The sequence below is a fragment of the Duganella sp. CF458 genome, from assembly GCF_900113115.1.
In the GTDB taxonomy this organism is placed as follows: Bacteria; Pseudomonadota; Gammaproteobacteria; order Burkholderiales; family Burkholderiaceae_D; genus Rugamonas.
The window spans coordinates 158,098-173,524 of record NZ_FOOF01000009.1 but is presented as its reverse complement, the minus strand read 5'-3'; the positions used below and the strand labels follow the sequence as shown (position 1 = coordinate 173,524).

Here is a 15,427-nt window from a genome sequence, read left to right as displayed (position 1 = left end):
GCTACTCACGCATTGACTGGGCCAGCTGCCATATACTTTGCCCCGGAAGTAGGATCCATATGTGTTTCCAAGCGTTGCGCGTGGTCGACGCAAGCTGATTCACCATGCATGCTGGCGATGTCGCCTGGCCGTCGAACATGATTTGGTCTCCGACAACTGCAGCATGGAACGTTTTGCGTTTGACGACTACCCTCAGTTTGGTTCCCTCTGGCAGAAACACATGCTTCCACTGATACCCGCCCAGAAGAGCAGGCGAGTCTTCCTTCGGTGGAGCGCTTTGCTGCTCGATCCAGGCAGAGATTGCCTTGCTTGCGACTGTCGCGACTTCCTCGCTCACGGTTGAACCATCCAGAAATTTGCAGAGTTCCTGGAATACAGTGAAGGTGATCGGAATTCCGATGGTGGGTTCCATTTCTTCTCTCCTTCCTCGCAGACTCGAAAAATGCGCCTTAATCGTGCTCAAAGCGGCTTTTTCCTGCTCATTCACTGCTCCTTATTGCTCGTTTGCTGCTCATTTGTGCTCGTTTATTGCATTATTTTGCTCGTTTGCTGCTCGTTTTTGCTCAGGATGATGTCGGGAGCAAAAACGAGCAGCAAACGAGCACAAACGAGCACAAATGAGCAGCAAACGAGCATAAAAGTGCACTGAAAGAGCAACAATAAGCGCGCAATGAGCAGGGATAAGCAGAAACGAGCACCTTTGTGAACAGATCCGGCCGAACTAGGAATTGGGAGGGCTCCCCCAGAGTCCTCCGATTGTTCGCAATGGATTAGAGAGGGTGAAGTCGGCGGGAGTTCCGCCGGAACGCGAAAAATCTATCTGGCGGCCTAAGAAGACGTTTCAAAATGACCACGGGGGGCTGTTAACTCTTCAAGACTTCTGTTAACTTTTCTCATCATGGCAACCAGGAGCAATGGGATGGGAAAACAGATTCTTGACGATGAACTGTGGTCATTAATTGAACCATTACTGCCGCCACCGAAACCGCGTCGTTTTCGCTATCCGGGTAGAAAATCCATCTCGGATCGGGCCGCATTGACCGGCATTCTTTTCGTCCTGCAAAGCGGCATTCGTTGGAACCAGTTGCCGCAGGAGATGGGCTGCGGTTCTGGCATCAGTTGTTGGCGGCGCCTGCGCGACTGGCAAGAGGCCGGCGTCTGGGAGCAACTCCATCTACTGCTGCTTACCAAGCTGCGTATGACCGAGCGCTTGGATTTTTCGCGCGTCATTGTCGATTCGGTGGGGGCTGGTCAAAAACAGGACCAAACCCCACAGACCGTGCGCGCCCAGGCTCCAAGCACCATCTCGCGACCGATGCCAACGGTACGCCGATCGCCATCATCCTGGCCGGCGCCAATCGCAACGACGTTACGCAACTGCTCCCGCTCATTGATGCAATTCCTCGCATCTCGGGCCTGCGTGGCCGGCCGTTAAGCAAGCCCAAACGCGTCTACGCCGACCGTGGCTACGACCACGACAAGTACCGCAAACTACTGCATGCCGCAGCCATCCCGACTTCCATTGCACGACGCGGTAAGCCACATGGTTCCGGACTTGGCAAGATCCGCTGGGTCGTAGAACGCACCCACGCTTGGATGCACGGCTTTCGACGATTGCGTGTGCGCTTCGAACGGCGCGCCGACATTCACGAGGCTTTTCTTCGGCTTGCCTGCGCGCTCATTTGCTGGCGCACTCTTCAGCGGCCAGCGGAGTCATTTTGAAACGTCTTCTAAGCGCGTTCCAACAAGTTTGCGACGAAGGCACTGTATTCGTCGCGCATCGGCAGCTCCAGGTCCGTTACGATTGCACGGCGGTGCGACACGACAGGCACATCATCCTTGGGGTTGAAGCCCACTTTCTCCTCAACGCCCCAATACAGGCCCACGCCGCGTTTCTGCCAGTTCGGCAGTTCGTTGAAGTTGATACCGCGGCTGAAAAGCAGTTCGTTCTTGTCAGCCAGCGATTTGCCGGCAATCGTTGCGGCTGCGCTGTTCGGGTCCACGCCTTCCTTGCGCAGCATCCAGTAGCAGTGCGCGTTCAGCGCATTGCGGTGCGCGTCTTCGTTACGCCAGCGGAAGTAGTCGACCACCAGGCGCTTGGTGGGCAGTTCGGAAATCCTGCAATCGAAGGCACCCAACTGTCCCAGCATCAGGCTGAATTTGGCCGATGCTTCGCCAGCGAGGATGGAGTTGTATTTCCTGGTCTTGCGGCCAAAGACATTGATGTCCGGGTCGAACAGCAGGGAAATTTCGTCGCTCTCAGTGTAGCCGTAGATGACCTTGAAGCCGCAGTGCATCAGGTGCTTGGTGGTTTCGATCATCAAGTCGCGGAAGCGGATGTCGAACGGCGCTTCAAAACCCGCAAGCTCCTTGGTCAGCCGCGTGAAGCGGCGGCCGTCGATCCGCGCGACCATGTAAATGCCTGGCAGGACGCATTGGTCATGCGCGGTTTCATACACCCGCATGGATTCGTCGAGTTCATCAAACTTCACTATTCCATTCCTTTACGACGCGTTGGCCGGCGATCCAGTCAACGTAGAACAACTCATCAAAGCCTTCTTCGGGGCTCGGGATTTCGAGCCGCTTGTGGGTGCTGAAGATGCCGACCTGGGGGATGCACTCGGCGCCCTGGCGCTGGCTATTCCAGTCAAGCGACCGGTCCAGGTCACTCTTGAAGTAATAGCACTTGATGCGGTAGCCGCGCTCCTTCAGCAGCGCGATATAGCGCGCCCTCACCTCTCTACTGACATTGGTGTTGTCGATCACCAGCGGCATTCCAGTGTCAAAACACAGCGCTAACATCAGCTTTTCCCGGTTCTTCGTTTTCAGCAGATCGTTACTGATACGGACGTGGGAATTGAAGAAGTGCTCTTTGTAAAACGTCGATTTGCCGGATGCCTGGATACCGACGAACAGCACCGCTTCCATCAGAGCCCCAGGGCCTTGCGGATCTGGGCCCTGATGATCACCCAGGATTTCGAGTCGGCTGACACCTCGTCGAAATGGCTGCCGCCTGGCAGCACCAGGACTTCGGCAGTGTCGCCGGCCGCCTTGGCGCGACGGGCGTAGTTTTCGCCCGTGACAGTTGGCGAGATGGTGTCGAGCTCACCATGGATCAGGATGGTGTGCACGCCGGCTGGCAGCATTTCAGCCGGCGAGGTGTCGGCAAAGATGTCGGGACGCCGCTCGCTAGGCTTGCCTGCGATGAAGGCGGATTCGCAGTCGCAGCTGGTACGGATCAGGGCCGCCTCGTTGCGCAGGTCGGCCAGGCCACCCAGGCTGATCACGGTCTTGATCGGCAAAGGCTGCGGCGCCCAGGCGGGACTCCATTCCGGCAGCTTGTGGCGCGACACGGCCCACTGCGCAAGGTGGCCGCCTGCGGAATGGCCGACGGCGACGATGCGGTTCAAGTCGAGCGCGCTGGCGTGCGCTTCGTGCTTCAACAGGTCGACAGCAGTGGCGACGTCCTGGTACATGCCGGGATAACCGCCGCCTTCTTCGTCGTAGCGGCGATATTCCACGCTCCACACCGCGATGCCATCCTTGGCCATCGCGCCAGCCATATTGCGCATTTGCGCGATGCCGTCATAGTGCCGCGTCCAGCAGCCGCCATGGAGCAGCAGCACTACCGGGTGCGGGCCCGGGCCGGCGGGCTTGAACAATTCGACGAACTGGCTTGGCGCAGGACCGTAGACGATGCGCTTGTCGGGCGCGGGGCCCTTCAATGCAAGGTATTCGTCCAGGGTTAGTGGCTTGGTCACGACGGCGTCCGCCGGCGCGGCGGAGGCGCCAACGGCAGCAGCGCCGGCGGCGGCGCACAGGGAATGGCGGATCAGTTTGTGCATGGCTTTCTCGGTGAAGTCCGGAACAGCCAGCAGCATAGCTTGGGGATGGCTAATTCGGCAACAAGCCTTGTGGACGGCGTTGTCCGTGGCACGGCTTAGGGGTCCCTTCGCAGGACTGTCGCAGGCTACTACTGAAAGCTACTGAAAGGACCACTGAAAACTACTGAAAACTGCGGATTTCAGCGCTGGTAGCGCTATGAGCCGGTAAATTTCAGTAGCTTTCAGTAGTAGGTGCCGAGGGGGCGGGAATGAGAGTGATAGTGGAAAAAGGGGCCGGCGACGCCTGCCCCTCTCGTTACGGCTTGGATCAGCGTTTCGGCTTGGCCACCGGCTTCTTCGGCGGGGTATGCTTGCCCGACATCGGCGGCATGGCGTCGGCCAGCGACATTTTCAGTTGCTTGCCGCCGACCCAGACTTTGCGCAGATGCTTGAAGATATCGTCCGGCATACCGTCCGGCATCTCGACGAAGGCGTGGTCTTCGAGGATCTCGATGCGGCCGATGAAGCGCGATTCGAGGCCGCTCTCGTTGGCGATGGCGCCAACCAGGTTGCCGGCATTGACGCCGTCGCCCGAACCGACTTCAACGCGATAGGCACGCATCGGCATCGGGGTTGCACCGCCCTCGCCTGCTTCGGCCTTGTCTTTTTTCTTGCGTTTCGGCGCTTCCTCGAACATTGGCTCGTCGTCATCGGCGCGCGAGGACAGTGGCGGGGCAGCGCGTTCAGGACGCTCGGCACGCTCCGGGCGCTCGGTGCGTTCAGGCTTGGCGGCGCGCGGTGCCTTGGCGGCTGGCGCCGGCGGCGCTGTTTCGCCGTCGCGATGCAGGCGCAGCGGCTGGCCGGCGACGCGCAGCGCGGCAATTGCGTCGATGTCGCCTGGCTGCAGGTCGGCCGGCATGTCCAGCAGCGAGTAATCGTCGTAAATCTCGATACGGCCGATGAACTTGGAATCGATGCCGCCCTCATTGGCAATGGCGCCCACGATGTTGCCCGGCTTGACGCCGTGCTGGTAGCCCACTTCCACGCGGTAGGTGGCCATGCCCTGCTCCGGTTCGCGCTCGATGCGTTCCTTCTTCGGGCGCGGCTCACGTGGCTCACGCGGTTCGCGCAACTCGCGGCCTTCGCGCCCATGGCCCTGGCCTTCCTGGCGCGGCGCACCGTCTTCGTGCCAGCCTTTTTCGCGCGATTTGTCGAGCAGCAGCGGCTTGCCGCCGCAAGCCATCATCGCCAGCGCAGCGGCCACTTCGACGGCAGGGATATTGTGCTCGGACTCGTACTCGCGCACCAGGTTCTCGAAGAACGACACGCCTTCCTGCGCCAGGGCATCGGTGATCTGGTCCTTGAAGCGCTGCACGCGCACGTCGTTGACCGCCTGCAGGGTCGGCAGGGTCATGGGCGTGACCGGCTGGCGCGTGGTGCGCTCGATCAATTTCAGCAGGTTGCGTTCGCGCGGGGTGATGAACAGGATCGCATCGCCGCTGCGGCCGGCGCGGCCGGTACGGCCGATGCGGTGGGTGTAGCTTTCCGGGTCGTACGGCACGTCGTAGTTGACCACGTGCGAGATGCGCTCCACGTCCAGCCCGCGCGCCGCCACGTCGGTGGCGACCAGGATGTCGATCTTGCCGTCCTTGAGCTGGCCGATGATGCGTTCGCGCGCCGCCTGCTGCATGTCGCCGTTGATGGCGCCGGCCGAGAAGCCACGCGCCTGCAAGCGCTCTGCCAGTTCCTCGGTGCCGATCTTGGTGCGCGAGAAGATGATCATGCCGTCGAACGGCTCCGCTTCCAGGATGCGGGTCAGCGCGTCCAGCTTGTGCATGCCGGACACCAGCCAGTAGCGCTGGCGGATATTGGTGTTGGTGGTGGTCTTGGCCGCCACCATCACTTCGGCCGGGTCGTTCAGGTAGGTGGTGGCGATGCGTTTGACCTGGGCCGGCATGGTGGCCGAGAACAGCGCGGTCTGGCGCGACGCCGGGGTTTCCTGCAGGATGCGCTCGACGTCTTCGATGAAACCCATGCGCAGCATTTCGTCCGCTTCGTCCAGCACCAGGGTCTTCAGCTGCGACAGGTCGAGCGAGCCTTTTTCCAGGTGGTCGATGACGCGGCCCGGGGTGCCGACTACCACGTGCACGCCGCGGCGCAGCGCCTGCAGTTGCGGGCCGTAGGATTGGCCGCCGTAGATCGGCAGCACGTGGAATTTCGGGATGTGGGTGGCGTAGCGCTGGAACGCTTCCGCCACCTGGATCGCCAGTTCGCGCGTCGGCGCCAGCACCAGCGCCTGGGGCGCTGCCTGCTTGATGTCGATGCGCGACAGGATCGGCAGCGCAAAGGCGGCGGTCTTGCCGGTGCCGGTTTGCGCGGTGCCCAGCACGTCGCGGTTTTCCAGCAGGTGCGGGATGGTGGAGGCCTGGATCGGAGACGGGGTCTCGTAGCCTACTTCTTTCAGCGCCTTCAAAATGGGGGCACTGAGGTTCAAATCGGAAAACAGGGTGTCTGACATGGCGGCACTCGTAAGGTTATTGTTGTATCGCCTGATGCGACGGAAAGCGCTATTTTACCCTCTTCAACCGGCGGGCCAGGTGTCTGCCCCTGCGGGTCAGACACCGCTTTACCGGTTTTCAGGTATGCGGCTTGACATCATCCTTCAGCGCATTGAGCGCCATTTTCTCGATCAGCCCCGGCGCCAGCAGCTTGAGCCAGCGCCCCAGCTTGCCCTTGGCGGTCATCACCACCTCGCGCTTGCGGCCCGCCATGCCGTCAATGATCAGCTGCGCGCATTCGGCCACCGGCATCGCGGCCTCCTCGCGCAGGCTGCTCTTGCCCAGCTCCCCGCCGGCGGCGTTATAGCCCCGATAACGGATCCGGGTGTCCACCACGCCCGGATAGGCGGTGGTCACGCTGACGCCATGCGGCTTCATTTCCGCCCGCAGCGCTTCGAAGAAGCCCGCCATGGCGAACTTGGTGGCGCCGTACGCGGTGCGCCCCGGCACGCCCACCAGGCCGGCCAGCGACGACACGGCCACGATCCGCCCCTGCGCCGCCTTCAGGTAAGGCAGCGCCGCATGGGTACACCAGATCGCGCCCCACAGGTTCACCTTCATCAGGTCTTCATACCAGCCCAGGTCTGTGACCTCCTCGAACAGCGCATGGGCCGAGCGGCCGGCGTTGTTGACCAGGGCATCGATGCGGCCGAAGCGCTCGATCGCCGCGCCCACCAGGTGCCGGCATTGCTCCTGCCGGGCCACGTCGGTGGCCACCACCAGCGTGCTCGCGCCGGCAGCGCCGCAGTCCGCCGCCACCGCCTGCAACGCCGCCTCATTGCGCGCGGCCAGTACCAGCGCCACGTCCTGGCCGCGTGCCCTGGCCAGTTGCCGGGCCATTTCTGCTCCGATGCCGTCGGATGCGCCGGTGATGACGATGACTTCCATGTTTCTCCTTTGTTTCGCCTTTGTTTCGCCGCAGGGAATGCGTTCCATTATGGGGTAAGATCGCCGCCATGAATACCAAGTACCTGATCCCTACCGCCCTGCTGCTGGCCGCCGCTTGCGCCGCGGCGCAGCAAGCGCCTGCCGTCAAGGAAGCGCCGCTGCGCGCCCACCTGTCCTTCCTCGCCGACGACCTGCTCGAAGGCCGCGGCACCGGCCAGCGCGGCGGCGACCTTGCCGTGCGCTACCTGGAAACCCAGGCCGCCGCCATCGGCCTGCAGCCGCTGGCGAACGGCTCCTACCGCCAGCCGGTGAAATTCCAGGGCACCCGCCTGCAGCCCGGCAGCTCGATCCAGTTTGCCGCCGGCGCCCTCACCCTGACCCCGCGCGTGGGCGAAGATGTGCTGATCGGCACCGGCAGCGGCCGCGCCGACGTGGTGTTCGATGCGCCGCTGGTCTTCGTCGGCTACGGCGCCGTCGCGCCGGAGGAAAACTGGAACGACTACAAGGACGCCGACGTCAAGGGCAAGATCCTGGTCATGATGGTCAACGACCCGCAGCCGACCGCCGCGGAGCCGAACCGCTTTGCCGGCAAAGGGTACACCTATTACGGCCGCTGGATGTACAAATACGAGGAAGCGGTGCGCCGCGGCGCCGCCGGCGCCCTGCTGATCCACACCACGCCCTCGGCCGCCTACGGCTGGAACGTGCCCGCCACCAGCTTCTCGCTGGAACGCTTCCACGCGCCCGGCGGCGGCAACCTGCTCGAAGGCTGGCTGTCGGAAGACTACACGCGCACCCTGTTCAAGGCCGCCGGCTTCGATCTGGACACCCTGCGCGCCGCCGCCGAGCGCCAGGACTTCCGTCCGGTCGCCCTGAACATCAGCGCCCACAGCGAGATCCGCTCCAGCGTGCGCCAGGTCGAGCAGTTTAACGTGGTCGGCATCGTGCCGGGCAGCGATGCGAAACTGAAGGACGAGGCGGTGGTCTACTCGGCGCACTGGGACCACCTGGGCAAGGCCGACGGCCCGGCCGACGGCAGCGACCGCATCTACAACGGCGCCATCGACAACGGTTCCGGCGCCGCCGCCCTGCTGGCGATGGCGGGCGCCGCCGTGCAGCAGCCGGCCAAGCGCTCGCAGGTGTTCCTGTGGCCGGCCGCCGAGGAAGTCGGCATGCACGGGGCCCAGGCCTACGTCGCCGCGCCGGCCTTCCCGCTCAAGCGCACGCTGGCCGACCTGAACCTCGATTCGATGAATTTTGCCGGCCGCACGCGCGACATCGGCGTGGCGGGCGCCGAGCGCAGCTCGCTGGTCGACAGCGCCGCCAAGGTGGCCCGGCAAATGGGCTTGAAACTGGCGCCGCCGATCCCCGACCTGTCGGGCGCCTACTTCCGCGCCGACCACTTCCAGTTTGCCAAGGCCGGCGTGCCGGCGTTCAACGTCGGTTCCGCCGTGTTCTCCGGCGACGGCCACTTCGAGTTCGAGCATGCGCATGACGCCGCGGCCGCCAGCATCGTCGCCTTCAAAGGCGACTACCACAGCGTCAAGGACGAGTACCATGCCAACTGGGACTTGTCGGGCATGGTGCAGCAAGCCCAGTTCACGCTGAACCTGGGCTACGAGGTGGCCAACGGCAAGGCCATGCCGGTCTGGAAGAAAGGCGATCCGTTCAGCTTTGTGAAGCGCTAGCGGCCGCTTCGTCCTGTAGCAGCAGGGCCAGGAAAGCGTCGGCCGGCAATGGGCGGCCGAAGAAGTAGCCCTGCATGTGGCGGCAGCCGTGGCGGCGCAGGAAGTCCAGCTGCTCCTGCGTCTCCACCCCTTCCGAAATCACTTCCAGCCCCAGGTTGCGGGCCAGCGCGATGATGGTGGTGACAATGGCCGCATCGTCCGGATCGACCGTCAGGTCGCGCACGAAGGTCTGGTCGATCTTCAGCACGTCGATCTCGAAGCGCTTCAGGTGCGCCAGCGAAGAATAGCCGGTGCCGAAATCGTCGATCGCCAGCTGCACCCCCAGCTTCTTCAATGCGTGCATGACGGCCGTGGCATGCGCCACGTCGTCCATCACCGCGCTTTCGGTCAATTCCAGCTCCAGGCAGCGCGGCGCCAGGCCGGTATCGGCCAGCACGTCGGCCACGCCCTGCACGAAGTCGGGCTCGGCCAGCTGGCGCGCCGAGACGTTGACGGCGATGCGCAGCTCGCGCCGCCCGTCCTTCTGCCAGTCGCGCAACTGGCGGCAGGCGGTGCGCAGCACCCAGTGGCCGACAGCCAGGATCTGGCCGGTTTCCTCGGCCAGCGGAATGAAGCGGTTGGGCGCCACCATGCCCATCTCCGGATGGCGCCAGCGGATCAAGGCCTCCATGCCCATGATGCGGCCGGTGCTGCTGTCGACCTGCGGCTGGTAGTGCAGCTCGAACTCGCGCCGTTCCAGCGCCGTGCGCAGCGCGCTTTCGATGCGCAGCCGTTCGCCCAGGCGCTCGTTCATGGCCGCGGTGTAGAACTGGTACTGGTTGCCGCCCATTTCCTTGGCGCGGAACATGGCCATGTCGGCCCGCTCGGCCAGCACGCCCGGCTCCTTGCTGTCGCTCGGGAAGGCGGCAATGCCGGCGCTGGCGCTCAGGAACAGCTCCGTGCCGTCGAGCACCAGCGGCGCCGCCAGGCTGTCCAGCACGCGCTGCAGCTGTTCGGCGCGCGGCGCCGCGCCGCCCCGTTCGGGCAGCAGCAGCAGGGCGAATTCGTCGCCGCCCAGGCGCGCCACCGTGTCCACCGGCCGCACCGCCGCCTGCAGCCGCGCCGCCACGATCTGCAGCAGGCGGTCGCCGCCCTTGTGGCCCAGGCGGCTGTTGGTGAACTTGAAGCGGTCCAGGTCGATCGACACCAGCCACAATTCGTGCCCCTTGCGCCCCGAGTGCTGGATGGTCTGCGCCAGCCGGTCCTGCAGCAGCACGCGGTTGGGCAGGCCGGTCAGCGCGTCGTGGGTCGAGCGGTGCTCGAGCTCCGATTCATAGGCCTTGATGGCGCTGATGTCGTGCTGGATCGAGATGAAGTTGACCACCGCGCCATGCTCGTCGCGCACCGGCGACATCACCACGTCGTTCCAGAACAGGGTGCCGTCCTTGCGGTAGCAGCGCAGCACCGCGTGGCCGTCGCGCTGCTCGCGGATCGCGGCGCGCAGCTCGTCGATGCCCGGCTGGTCCAGGTCGTCGCCAAACAGCACGCTGGGACTGTGGCCCAGCGCCTCGGCCGCCCGGTAGCCGGTAATGCGCTCGTAGGCCGGGTTGACGTAGACGATCGGGTTGTGCGGCTCGGCCGCGGTGATCATCACCGCATTGGTGCTCGATTCGATGGCGCGCTGGCGCAGCAGCAAGGCCTGGTTGGCCGCCTTCAGTTCGGCCGTGCGCGTGGCCACGCGCTGCTGGATCAAGAGCTTGCGGCGCTTGAGCGAATCGATGAAGGCCGAGCCGATCAGGGTGGTCAGCACGCCCAGCACCAGCGTAAACAGCGATGCCAGGTGCTCGCCGGCCAGCACGCGCGCACTCGGCGTGGCCACCAGCAGCCAGCGCGAGCCCGCCACGTCCAGCGCCTGCGCCAGCGGCGCCGTGCGCGCCGGGTACAGCCAGGCCGGCAAGGCCAGGCCAGCATGGCGCGGCGCCGGCGGCGCCTGGTACACCAGGGCCGCCGGATCGGCGCTGGCACTGGCATACACCTGCAGGTCGAGCGCGCCGGTGTCCGGCCCGGCGCTGGCGAAGATCTTCTCGATCATCTCCCCCGGCTGCAGGGTCAGCGCGGTTTCGCCGACCACGCGCCCGCCGTCGTACAGCGGCTTGACCACCACCACGCCCAGGCGCGCACGCGCACCGTCGCGCTGCACCAGGCGCACCAGCGGCCCGGCCGCCGGCTCGCCGCTGGCATAGGCGCGCTGGCGGGCCGGATCATCGCGCTCGGCAAACAGGGTATTCAAGCCCATTGCGGCCTCGTTGCCGGCCAGCGGTTCGATGTAATCGATGACCCGGTAGCGCGGCCGCGCCGGCGCCGGCAGCGCCACGCCCTGCCGCAGTTCGCGCACTGTGGCGCCCGGCTGCACCGCCTGCAGCGCCGCCTCGAAGGCGGGCCGCTCGGCGTGCTCGATGAAGCGCAGGTAGCTGGTGCCCAGCACATACGGGTGGCGCGCCAGGAGCGGCGTGACGAAGCGGTGGAATTCCGCGCGGCTGGCGGCGGGGCGCGCCACCAACAGCTGGTTGACCGCATGCAGGCCGGCCAGGGCGCCGCCGATGCCTTCGCGCAGCACGAAAGCGCGCGCCTGCACGCGCTGCTCGAACGCGAGCTGGGCGCGCTGCGCTTCGAGCCGGCTGACGCCTGCGAACAGGGCGCCGGTCAAGCCGAACCCGCACAGCAGCGCCAGCGCCGCCGTGCGGGTTCGGAACGCTTGCTGTGGTGCTGCGTTGATCGGATCGTCCATCTGGCCCCCTGCCGCTGCGAGCTTACCATTTTCGCACGGCCGGCCATTTAATGCCACATGGCAACATTTTCCCCTGGGCTCACGCGCGCCGGCGCCCAGGGCAGCGGCCTATACTGGACTGCCCACAACACGAGGAGGCGAGCATGGAACACACCTGGATCGTCGTGGCTGACAGCAGCCACGCCCGCATCTTCCAACTGCGCGACGGCCAGCTGCCGGCCGAGGAAATCGCCGACCTGGCCAACCCGCTGGGACGCGCCGACAACCGCCAACTGGCGTCCGACGGCCACGGCCAGTACTTCGGTCCGGAAGGCCGCGGCCACACCGCGCCGCGGGTGGAGGAACCGGTGCAGCACGAGGTGCGCCAGTTCGCGCGCGAACTCGGCCACCGGCTCGACACCGCCGCCGCGCAACACCGCTACCAGCACCTGGCCCTGGTGGCGGCGCCGCGCTTCCTGGGCTTGCTGCGCGACAGCCTGGACAAGCAGACCCGCAAGCTGGTCACGGCCGAAGTGGCCAAGAACGTCTCGGCCTTGGCGCGCCAGGACCTGGACGAGTGCCTGCAGGCGCTGGCGCGGCCGCGGCAAGCCGGCTGACCCCGTGTGCCCCGGCGCAAGCATGGACCTGAGCACCCAGTGGACCACGGTGGCCGGCCCGGATGGCGCCTTCGACGCCTTCCTGGCCCTGCCGCGTGGCGGCCACGGCCCCGCCCTGCTCTTGCTGCAGGAAATCTTCGGCGTCAACGCCCACATCCGCTCCGTGGCCGAGCAATATGCCGCCGACGGCTACGTGGTGCTGGCGCCCGACCTGTTCTGGCGCCAGGGCCGGCGCCTGGCATTCGGCTATGACCAGGCGGACTGGGGCCGCGCCGCCCAGTGCATGCAGCGCGCCGACGTGGCGCAGGCCCAGGCCGACATCGGCGCCGCCGCCGCCGCCCTGCGCGCCACGCCCGGCGCCGAAGGCCGGCTGGGGGCGCTGGGCTTTTGCTGGGGCGGACGGATGGCCTACCTGGCGCTGGCCAACGGCCACGCCGACCACGCGGTGGCCTATTACGGCGGCGGCATCCAGGATTGCCTGGAGCGCGCCGACGACATCCGCGCCCCGCTGCTGCTGCATTTCGGCGCGCGCGATGCCCACATCCCGCGCGCGGCGGTGCACCGGATTGCCGAGCGCTTCGAGGCGCGCGCGGCGGTCTCCCTCCACGTCTACCCGGAGGCCGAACACGGCTTCAACTGCAACCACCGCAGCAGCTACCACCAGCGCAGCGCAGCCGAAGCGCACGGCCACACCCTGCTGTTCCTGAGTGAAAACCAGTAAGTGCGTTCCCGCACAGATGGCGCCGTAGGGCAGACCTACAGTTGGCTGCTAACCCAACCGGAGGAAATGATGGCTGAAGACCTGAATTCCCGGCCCGCAACTGCGGCCCCCGCGATGTCCCCGGCCAGCACCTTGGCCGCAACCTTGATGGCCGCGCTGCTGGCGGCCTGCGGCGGCGGTGGCGGCGGCAGTTCCCCCCCCGTTGCGCAACCCGATCCGCCAGTGGAACCGCCGAAGCCGGCGTTCGCCCTGGCGGTGAAAGAAGTGGCCAGCGGCCTCAGCACGCCCTTGCTGTTGACCGCCCCGACCGGCGACACGCGCCGCTTCATTGTCGAGCGCAGCGGGCGCATCCGCATCCTGGCCAGCGACGGCAGCCTGCGCGCCACGCCCTTCTTCGACCTGACCGGCCTGATCGGCACCGATGGCGAAGGCGGCTTGCTCTCGATGGCTTTCCATCCCGCCTATGCGCAGAACGGCCGCTTCTACGTGTATTACACGGACAAGTTCAGCAATATCGCGATCGACGAAGTGCTGGTCTCGGCCGGCAATCCCGACCTGGCCGACATGACCTCCCTGAAGCGCATCATCACCATCCCGCATCCGACCTATACCAACCATTACGGCGGCATGCTGGCCTTCGGCGCCGACGGCTACCTGTACGCCGGCACCGGCGATGGCGGCGGGAGCGGCGACCCCAGCGGCAATGCGCAAAACCTCGACTCGCTGCTGGGCAAGCTGCTGCGCCTGAAGGTGGACAATGTGGTGGCGCCGCTGTACAACGTGCCGGCCGACAATCCTTTCGTCGGTCAAACCGGCAAGCGCGGCGAGATCTGGGCTTACGGCTTGCGCAACCCGTGGCGCTTCGCCTTCGACGCCACCACCGCCGCGCTGTATATCGCCGACGTCGGGCAGGGCGCAAAAGAAGAGGTGGACGTGGTGCCGGCCAGCCTGAAGCCGGCCAATTACGGCTGGAACATCATGGAAGGTACCAGCTGCTACAACGCCGCCAGCTGTTCCCAGCAAGGACTGGTGCTGCCGGTGTTCGAATACGATCACGGCGCCAACAGCGTCAACGGCTGCTCCATCACCGGCGGCTTCGTCTACCGCGGCACGGCCTTGCCGGAACTGGCCGGGCGCTACCTCTACTCCGATTACTGCAAGGGCTTCCTGAAAAGCTTCCTGTACACCAACAATGCCGTCAGCGAAGCGAAAGACTGGGCGGTGGGCGACATCGGGAAAGTGCCCGGCTTCGGCCAGGATGCGGCGGGCGAACTGTATATGCTGAGCGAAGCGGGCAAGGTGTACCAGATCATCCGCAAGCCGTAGCGGCCGGCAACCGGTGGCGAAGGCGCGCTACAATGGGCGCTTTCCCACTTGCCCGCGAAAGACATGGCCAGACTGACGCTTGCGTTCCCGGAAGATCAATTCTGCTTTTCGACCCAGCTCACGGTGCGCGTCACCGACATCAACGGCGCCCGGCACCTCGGCAACGATTCGATGATTTCCATGATCTCGGAAGCGCGGGCGCGCTTCCTGTTCGAGTTCGGCGTGCAGGAAACCGAAGCCGACGGCACCGGCATCATTGTCACCGACCTGGCCACCACCTACCGCGCCGAAGCGCATGCGCGCGACCAGTTGCTGTTCGAAGTAGGCGTGATGGACTTCAACAAGTATGGCGGCGACGTGATCTTCCGCGTGACCCGCCCGGCCGATGGCACGCTGGTGGCCATGGCCAAGCAAGGCTTCGTGTTCTACCACTACCGCCACAGCCAGGTGGTGCCGATGCCGGACGACTTCCGCGCCAAGTTTGGCCGCGTCAACTGGATCGACTGAGCCACCGGCTCACTTGCTGCTCAGCTGGGTCGGCGTGCCGAAACTCTTCTTGAACCACTCATCGAGCATCGGCTTTTCATAACGCAGCGTATCGCCGCCCGCGTAACGGTTCATGCGGTCCAGATAAGTCATATTGCTGAGCCGGTCGGTGCCGCTGGCCAGCACCTTGCCATCCTGTTCCAGCGCATAGTGCAATTCCATGGTCGGCCAGTCGGCCCCGCCGCGCAGGATGCGGATATCGCGCATCGAGCGGCGGCGCGGTTCGACCCGGCCGGCCAGGTCGATATCGGTCACGGTGACCGACAAGTGCTGGTTGGCCGGCAACTGCCTGGCCAAGTGATCGAAGTGGGCGGTCAGCTCTTTCAGCACTTGGTCACGGTCCTGCTCCCAGAACGGCACATCGGAGAACTGGTCCGGATCCTGGTACTTGACCGTCACCTCGCCTGCCGAGGCGGCGCCGGCGGCCGCCAGCAACAGCGCGGCGGCAATCCAGAAGCGGGTTTGGCGTTTCATGATCGGTTTCCTTTCACAGATAAGCCCCAATATACTCCT

At 65.2% G+C, this 15,427-nt stretch carries 14 protein-coding genes; 6 read left to right on the top strand and 8 right to left on the bottom strand.

The window, feature by feature from the left end:
• Window position 1: 1 nt before the first annotated feature.
• Window positions 2-412 (bottom strand): hypothetical protein, encoded by a 411-nt coding sequence (locus tag BM269_RS15565; protein WP_090438402.1) that lies wholly within the window; start codon window positions 410-412, stop codon window positions 2-4.
• 507 nt (window positions 413-919) lie between these two features.
• Between BM269_RS15565 and BM269_RS15560 the strand changes: the two genes are divergently transcribed.
• A protein-coding gene (locus BM269_RS15560) for an IS5 family transposase (protein WP_373994395.1) occupies window positions 920-1,722 on the top strand; the annotation gives its coding sequence in 2 pieces (ribosomal slippage) (window positions 920-1,259 and window positions 1,259-1,722; 804 coding nt in all).
• An 8-nt stretch (window positions 1,723-1,730) separates the two neighbouring features.
• On the opposite strand, the gene BM269_RS15555 is transcribed toward BM269_RS15560, so the two are convergent.
• The 5 genes from BM269_RS15555 to BM269_RS15535 form a co-directional block, all read right to left on the bottom strand.
• A complete protein-coding gene (locus tag BM269_RS15555; protein ID WP_090438399.1) occupies window positions 1,731-2,492 on the bottom strand; it encodes a tRNA(His) guanylyltransferase Thg1 family protein in 762 nt (253 codons plus the stop codon).
• Complete coding sequence (locus tag BM269_RS15550; RefSeq protein ID WP_090438396.1) at window positions 2,482-2,928, bottom strand: ATP-binding protein; 447 nt, start codon at window positions 2,926-2,928, stop codon at window positions 2,482-2,484. Before BM269_RS15550 ends, BM269_RS15555 begins: the two co-directional genes overlap by 11 nt.
• On the bottom strand, window positions 2,928-3,845 hold the full coding sequence (locus BM269_RS15545) for an alpha/beta hydrolase family protein (protein ID WP_090438748.1): 918 nt from the start codon (window positions 3,843-3,845) through the stop codon (window positions 2,928-2,930). The genes BM269_RS15550 and BM269_RS15545 overlap by 1 nt, the downstream gene beginning before the upstream one ends.
• A gap of 307 nt (window positions 3,846-4,152) precedes the next feature.
• Window positions 4,153-6,342 (bottom strand): DEAD/DEAH box helicase, encoded by a 2,190-nt coding sequence (locus BM269_RS15540; protein WP_090438392.1) that lies wholly within the window; start codon window positions 6,340-6,342, stop codon window positions 4,153-4,155.
• A gap of 118 nt (window positions 6,343-6,460) precedes the next feature.
• Window positions 6,461-7,270: an SDR family oxidoreductase gene (locus BM269_RS15535; RefSeq protein WP_090438389.1), complete on the bottom strand. Its 810-nt coding sequence runs from the start codon at window positions 7,268-7,270 to the stop codon at window positions 6,461-6,463.
• A gap of 68 nt (window positions 7,271-7,338) precedes the next feature.
• Here BM269_RS15535 and BM269_RS15530 point away from each other — a divergent pair, with 68 nt between their 5' ends.
• Window positions 7,339-8,958, top strand: coding sequence for a M28 family peptidase (locus BM269_RS15530; RefSeq protein ID WP_090438386.1), 1,620 nt, complete (start codon window positions 7,339-7,341; stop codon window positions 8,956-8,958).
• Here the strand turns inward: BM269_RS15530 and BM269_RS15525 are convergent.
• Window positions 8,939-11,725 carry a bifunctional diguanylate cyclase/phosphodiesterase gene (locus BM269_RS15525; protein ID WP_090438382.1) on the bottom strand — a complete coding sequence of 929 codons (2,787 nt, stop codon included), beginning with the start codon at window positions 11,723-11,725 and terminating at the stop codon, window positions 8,939-8,941. The two genes, BM269_RS15530 and BM269_RS15525, sit on opposite strands and share 20 nt — an antisense overlap.
• A 143-nt stretch (window positions 11,726-11,868) precedes the next feature.
• Here BM269_RS15525 and BM269_RS15520 point away from each other — a divergent pair, with 143 nt between their 5' ends.
• The 4 genes from BM269_RS15520 (at window position 11,869) to BM269_RS15505 (ending at window position 14,875) form a co-directional block, all read left to right on the top strand.
• Window positions 11,869-12,321 (top strand): host attachment protein, encoded by a 453-nt coding sequence (locus BM269_RS15520; RefSeq protein ID WP_170860391.1) that lies wholly within the window; start codon window positions 11,869-11,871, stop codon window positions 12,319-12,321.
• Between the two features lie 28 nt (window positions 12,322-12,349).
• Window positions 12,350-13,042, top strand: a complete 693-nt coding sequence (locus BM269_RS15515) for a dienelactone hydrolase family protein (RefSeq protein ID WP_373994397.1) — start codon at window positions 12,350-12,352, stop codon at window positions 13,040-13,042.
• 66 nt (window positions 13,043-13,108) lie between these two features.
• Entirely contained in the window at window positions 13,109-14,368 is a 1,260-nt protein-coding gene (locus tag BM269_RS15510) for a PQQ-dependent sugar dehydrogenase (protein ID WP_090438373.1), read from the top strand.
• A gap of 63 nt (window positions 14,369-14,431) precedes the next feature.
• On the top strand, window positions 14,432-14,875 hold the full coding sequence (locus tag BM269_RS15505; RefSeq protein WP_090438746.1) for a thioesterase family protein: 444 nt from the start codon (window positions 14,432-14,434) through the stop codon (window positions 14,873-14,875).
• Window positions 14,876-14,884: 9 nt separating this feature from the next.
• Here the strand turns inward: BM269_RS15505 and BM269_RS15500 are convergent, their stop codons facing one another.
• Window positions 14,885-15,388 (bottom strand): DUF3016 domain-containing protein, encoded by a 504-nt coding sequence (locus BM269_RS15500; RefSeq protein WP_090438370.1) that lies wholly within the window; start codon window positions 15,386-15,388, stop codon window positions 14,885-14,887.
• Window positions 15,389-15,427 lie beyond the last annotated feature (39 nt).

What these genes read in the sequence shown, in the direction of transcription:
- BM269_RS15530 (WP_090438386.1), top strand. Translation starts at nt 7,339, where the DNA reads ATGAATACCAAGTACCTGATCCCTACCGCCCTGCTGCTGGCCGCCGCT.
- BM269_RS15550 (WP_090438396.1), bottom strand. Translation starts at nt 2,928, where the DNA reads ATGGAAGCGGTGCTGTTCGTCGGTATCCAGGCATCCGGCAAATCGACG.
- BM269_RS15510 (WP_090438373.1), top strand. Translation starts at nt 13,109, where the DNA reads ATGATGGCTGAAGACCTGAATTCCCGGCCCGCAACTGCGGCCCCCGCG.
- BM269_RS15565 (WP_090438402.1), bottom strand. Translation starts at nt 412, where the DNA reads ATGGAACCCACCATCGGAATTCCGATCACCTTCACTGTATTCCAGGAA.
- BM269_RS15545 (WP_090438748.1), bottom strand. Translation starts at nt 3,845, where the DNA reads ATGCACAAACTGATCCGCCATTCCCTGTGCGCCGCCGCCGGCGCTGCT.
- BM269_RS15505 (WP_090438746.1), top strand. Translation starts at nt 14,432, where the DNA reads ATGGCCAGACTGACGCTTGCGTTCCCGGAAGATCAATTCTGCTTTTCG.
- BM269_RS15535 (WP_090438389.1), bottom strand. Translation starts at nt 7,270, where the DNA reads ATGGAAGTCATCGTCATCACCGGCGCATCCGACGGCATCGGAGCAGAA.
- BM269_RS15525 (WP_090438382.1), bottom strand. Translation starts at nt 11,725, where the DNA reads ATGGACGATCCGATCAACGCAGCACCACAGCAAGCGTTCCGAACCCGC.
- BM269_RS15520 (WP_170860391.1), top strand. Translation starts at nt 11,869, where the DNA reads ATGGAACACACCTGGATCGTCGTGGCTGACAGCAGCCACGCCCGCATC.
- BM269_RS15500 (WP_090438370.1), bottom strand. Translation starts at nt 15,388, where the DNA reads ATGAAACGCCAAACCCGCTTCTGGATTGCCGCCGCGCTGTTGCTGGCG.
- BM269_RS15540 (WP_090438392.1), bottom strand. Translation starts at nt 6,342, where the DNA reads ATGTCAGACACCCTGTTTTCCGATTTGAACCTCAGTGCCCCCATTTTG.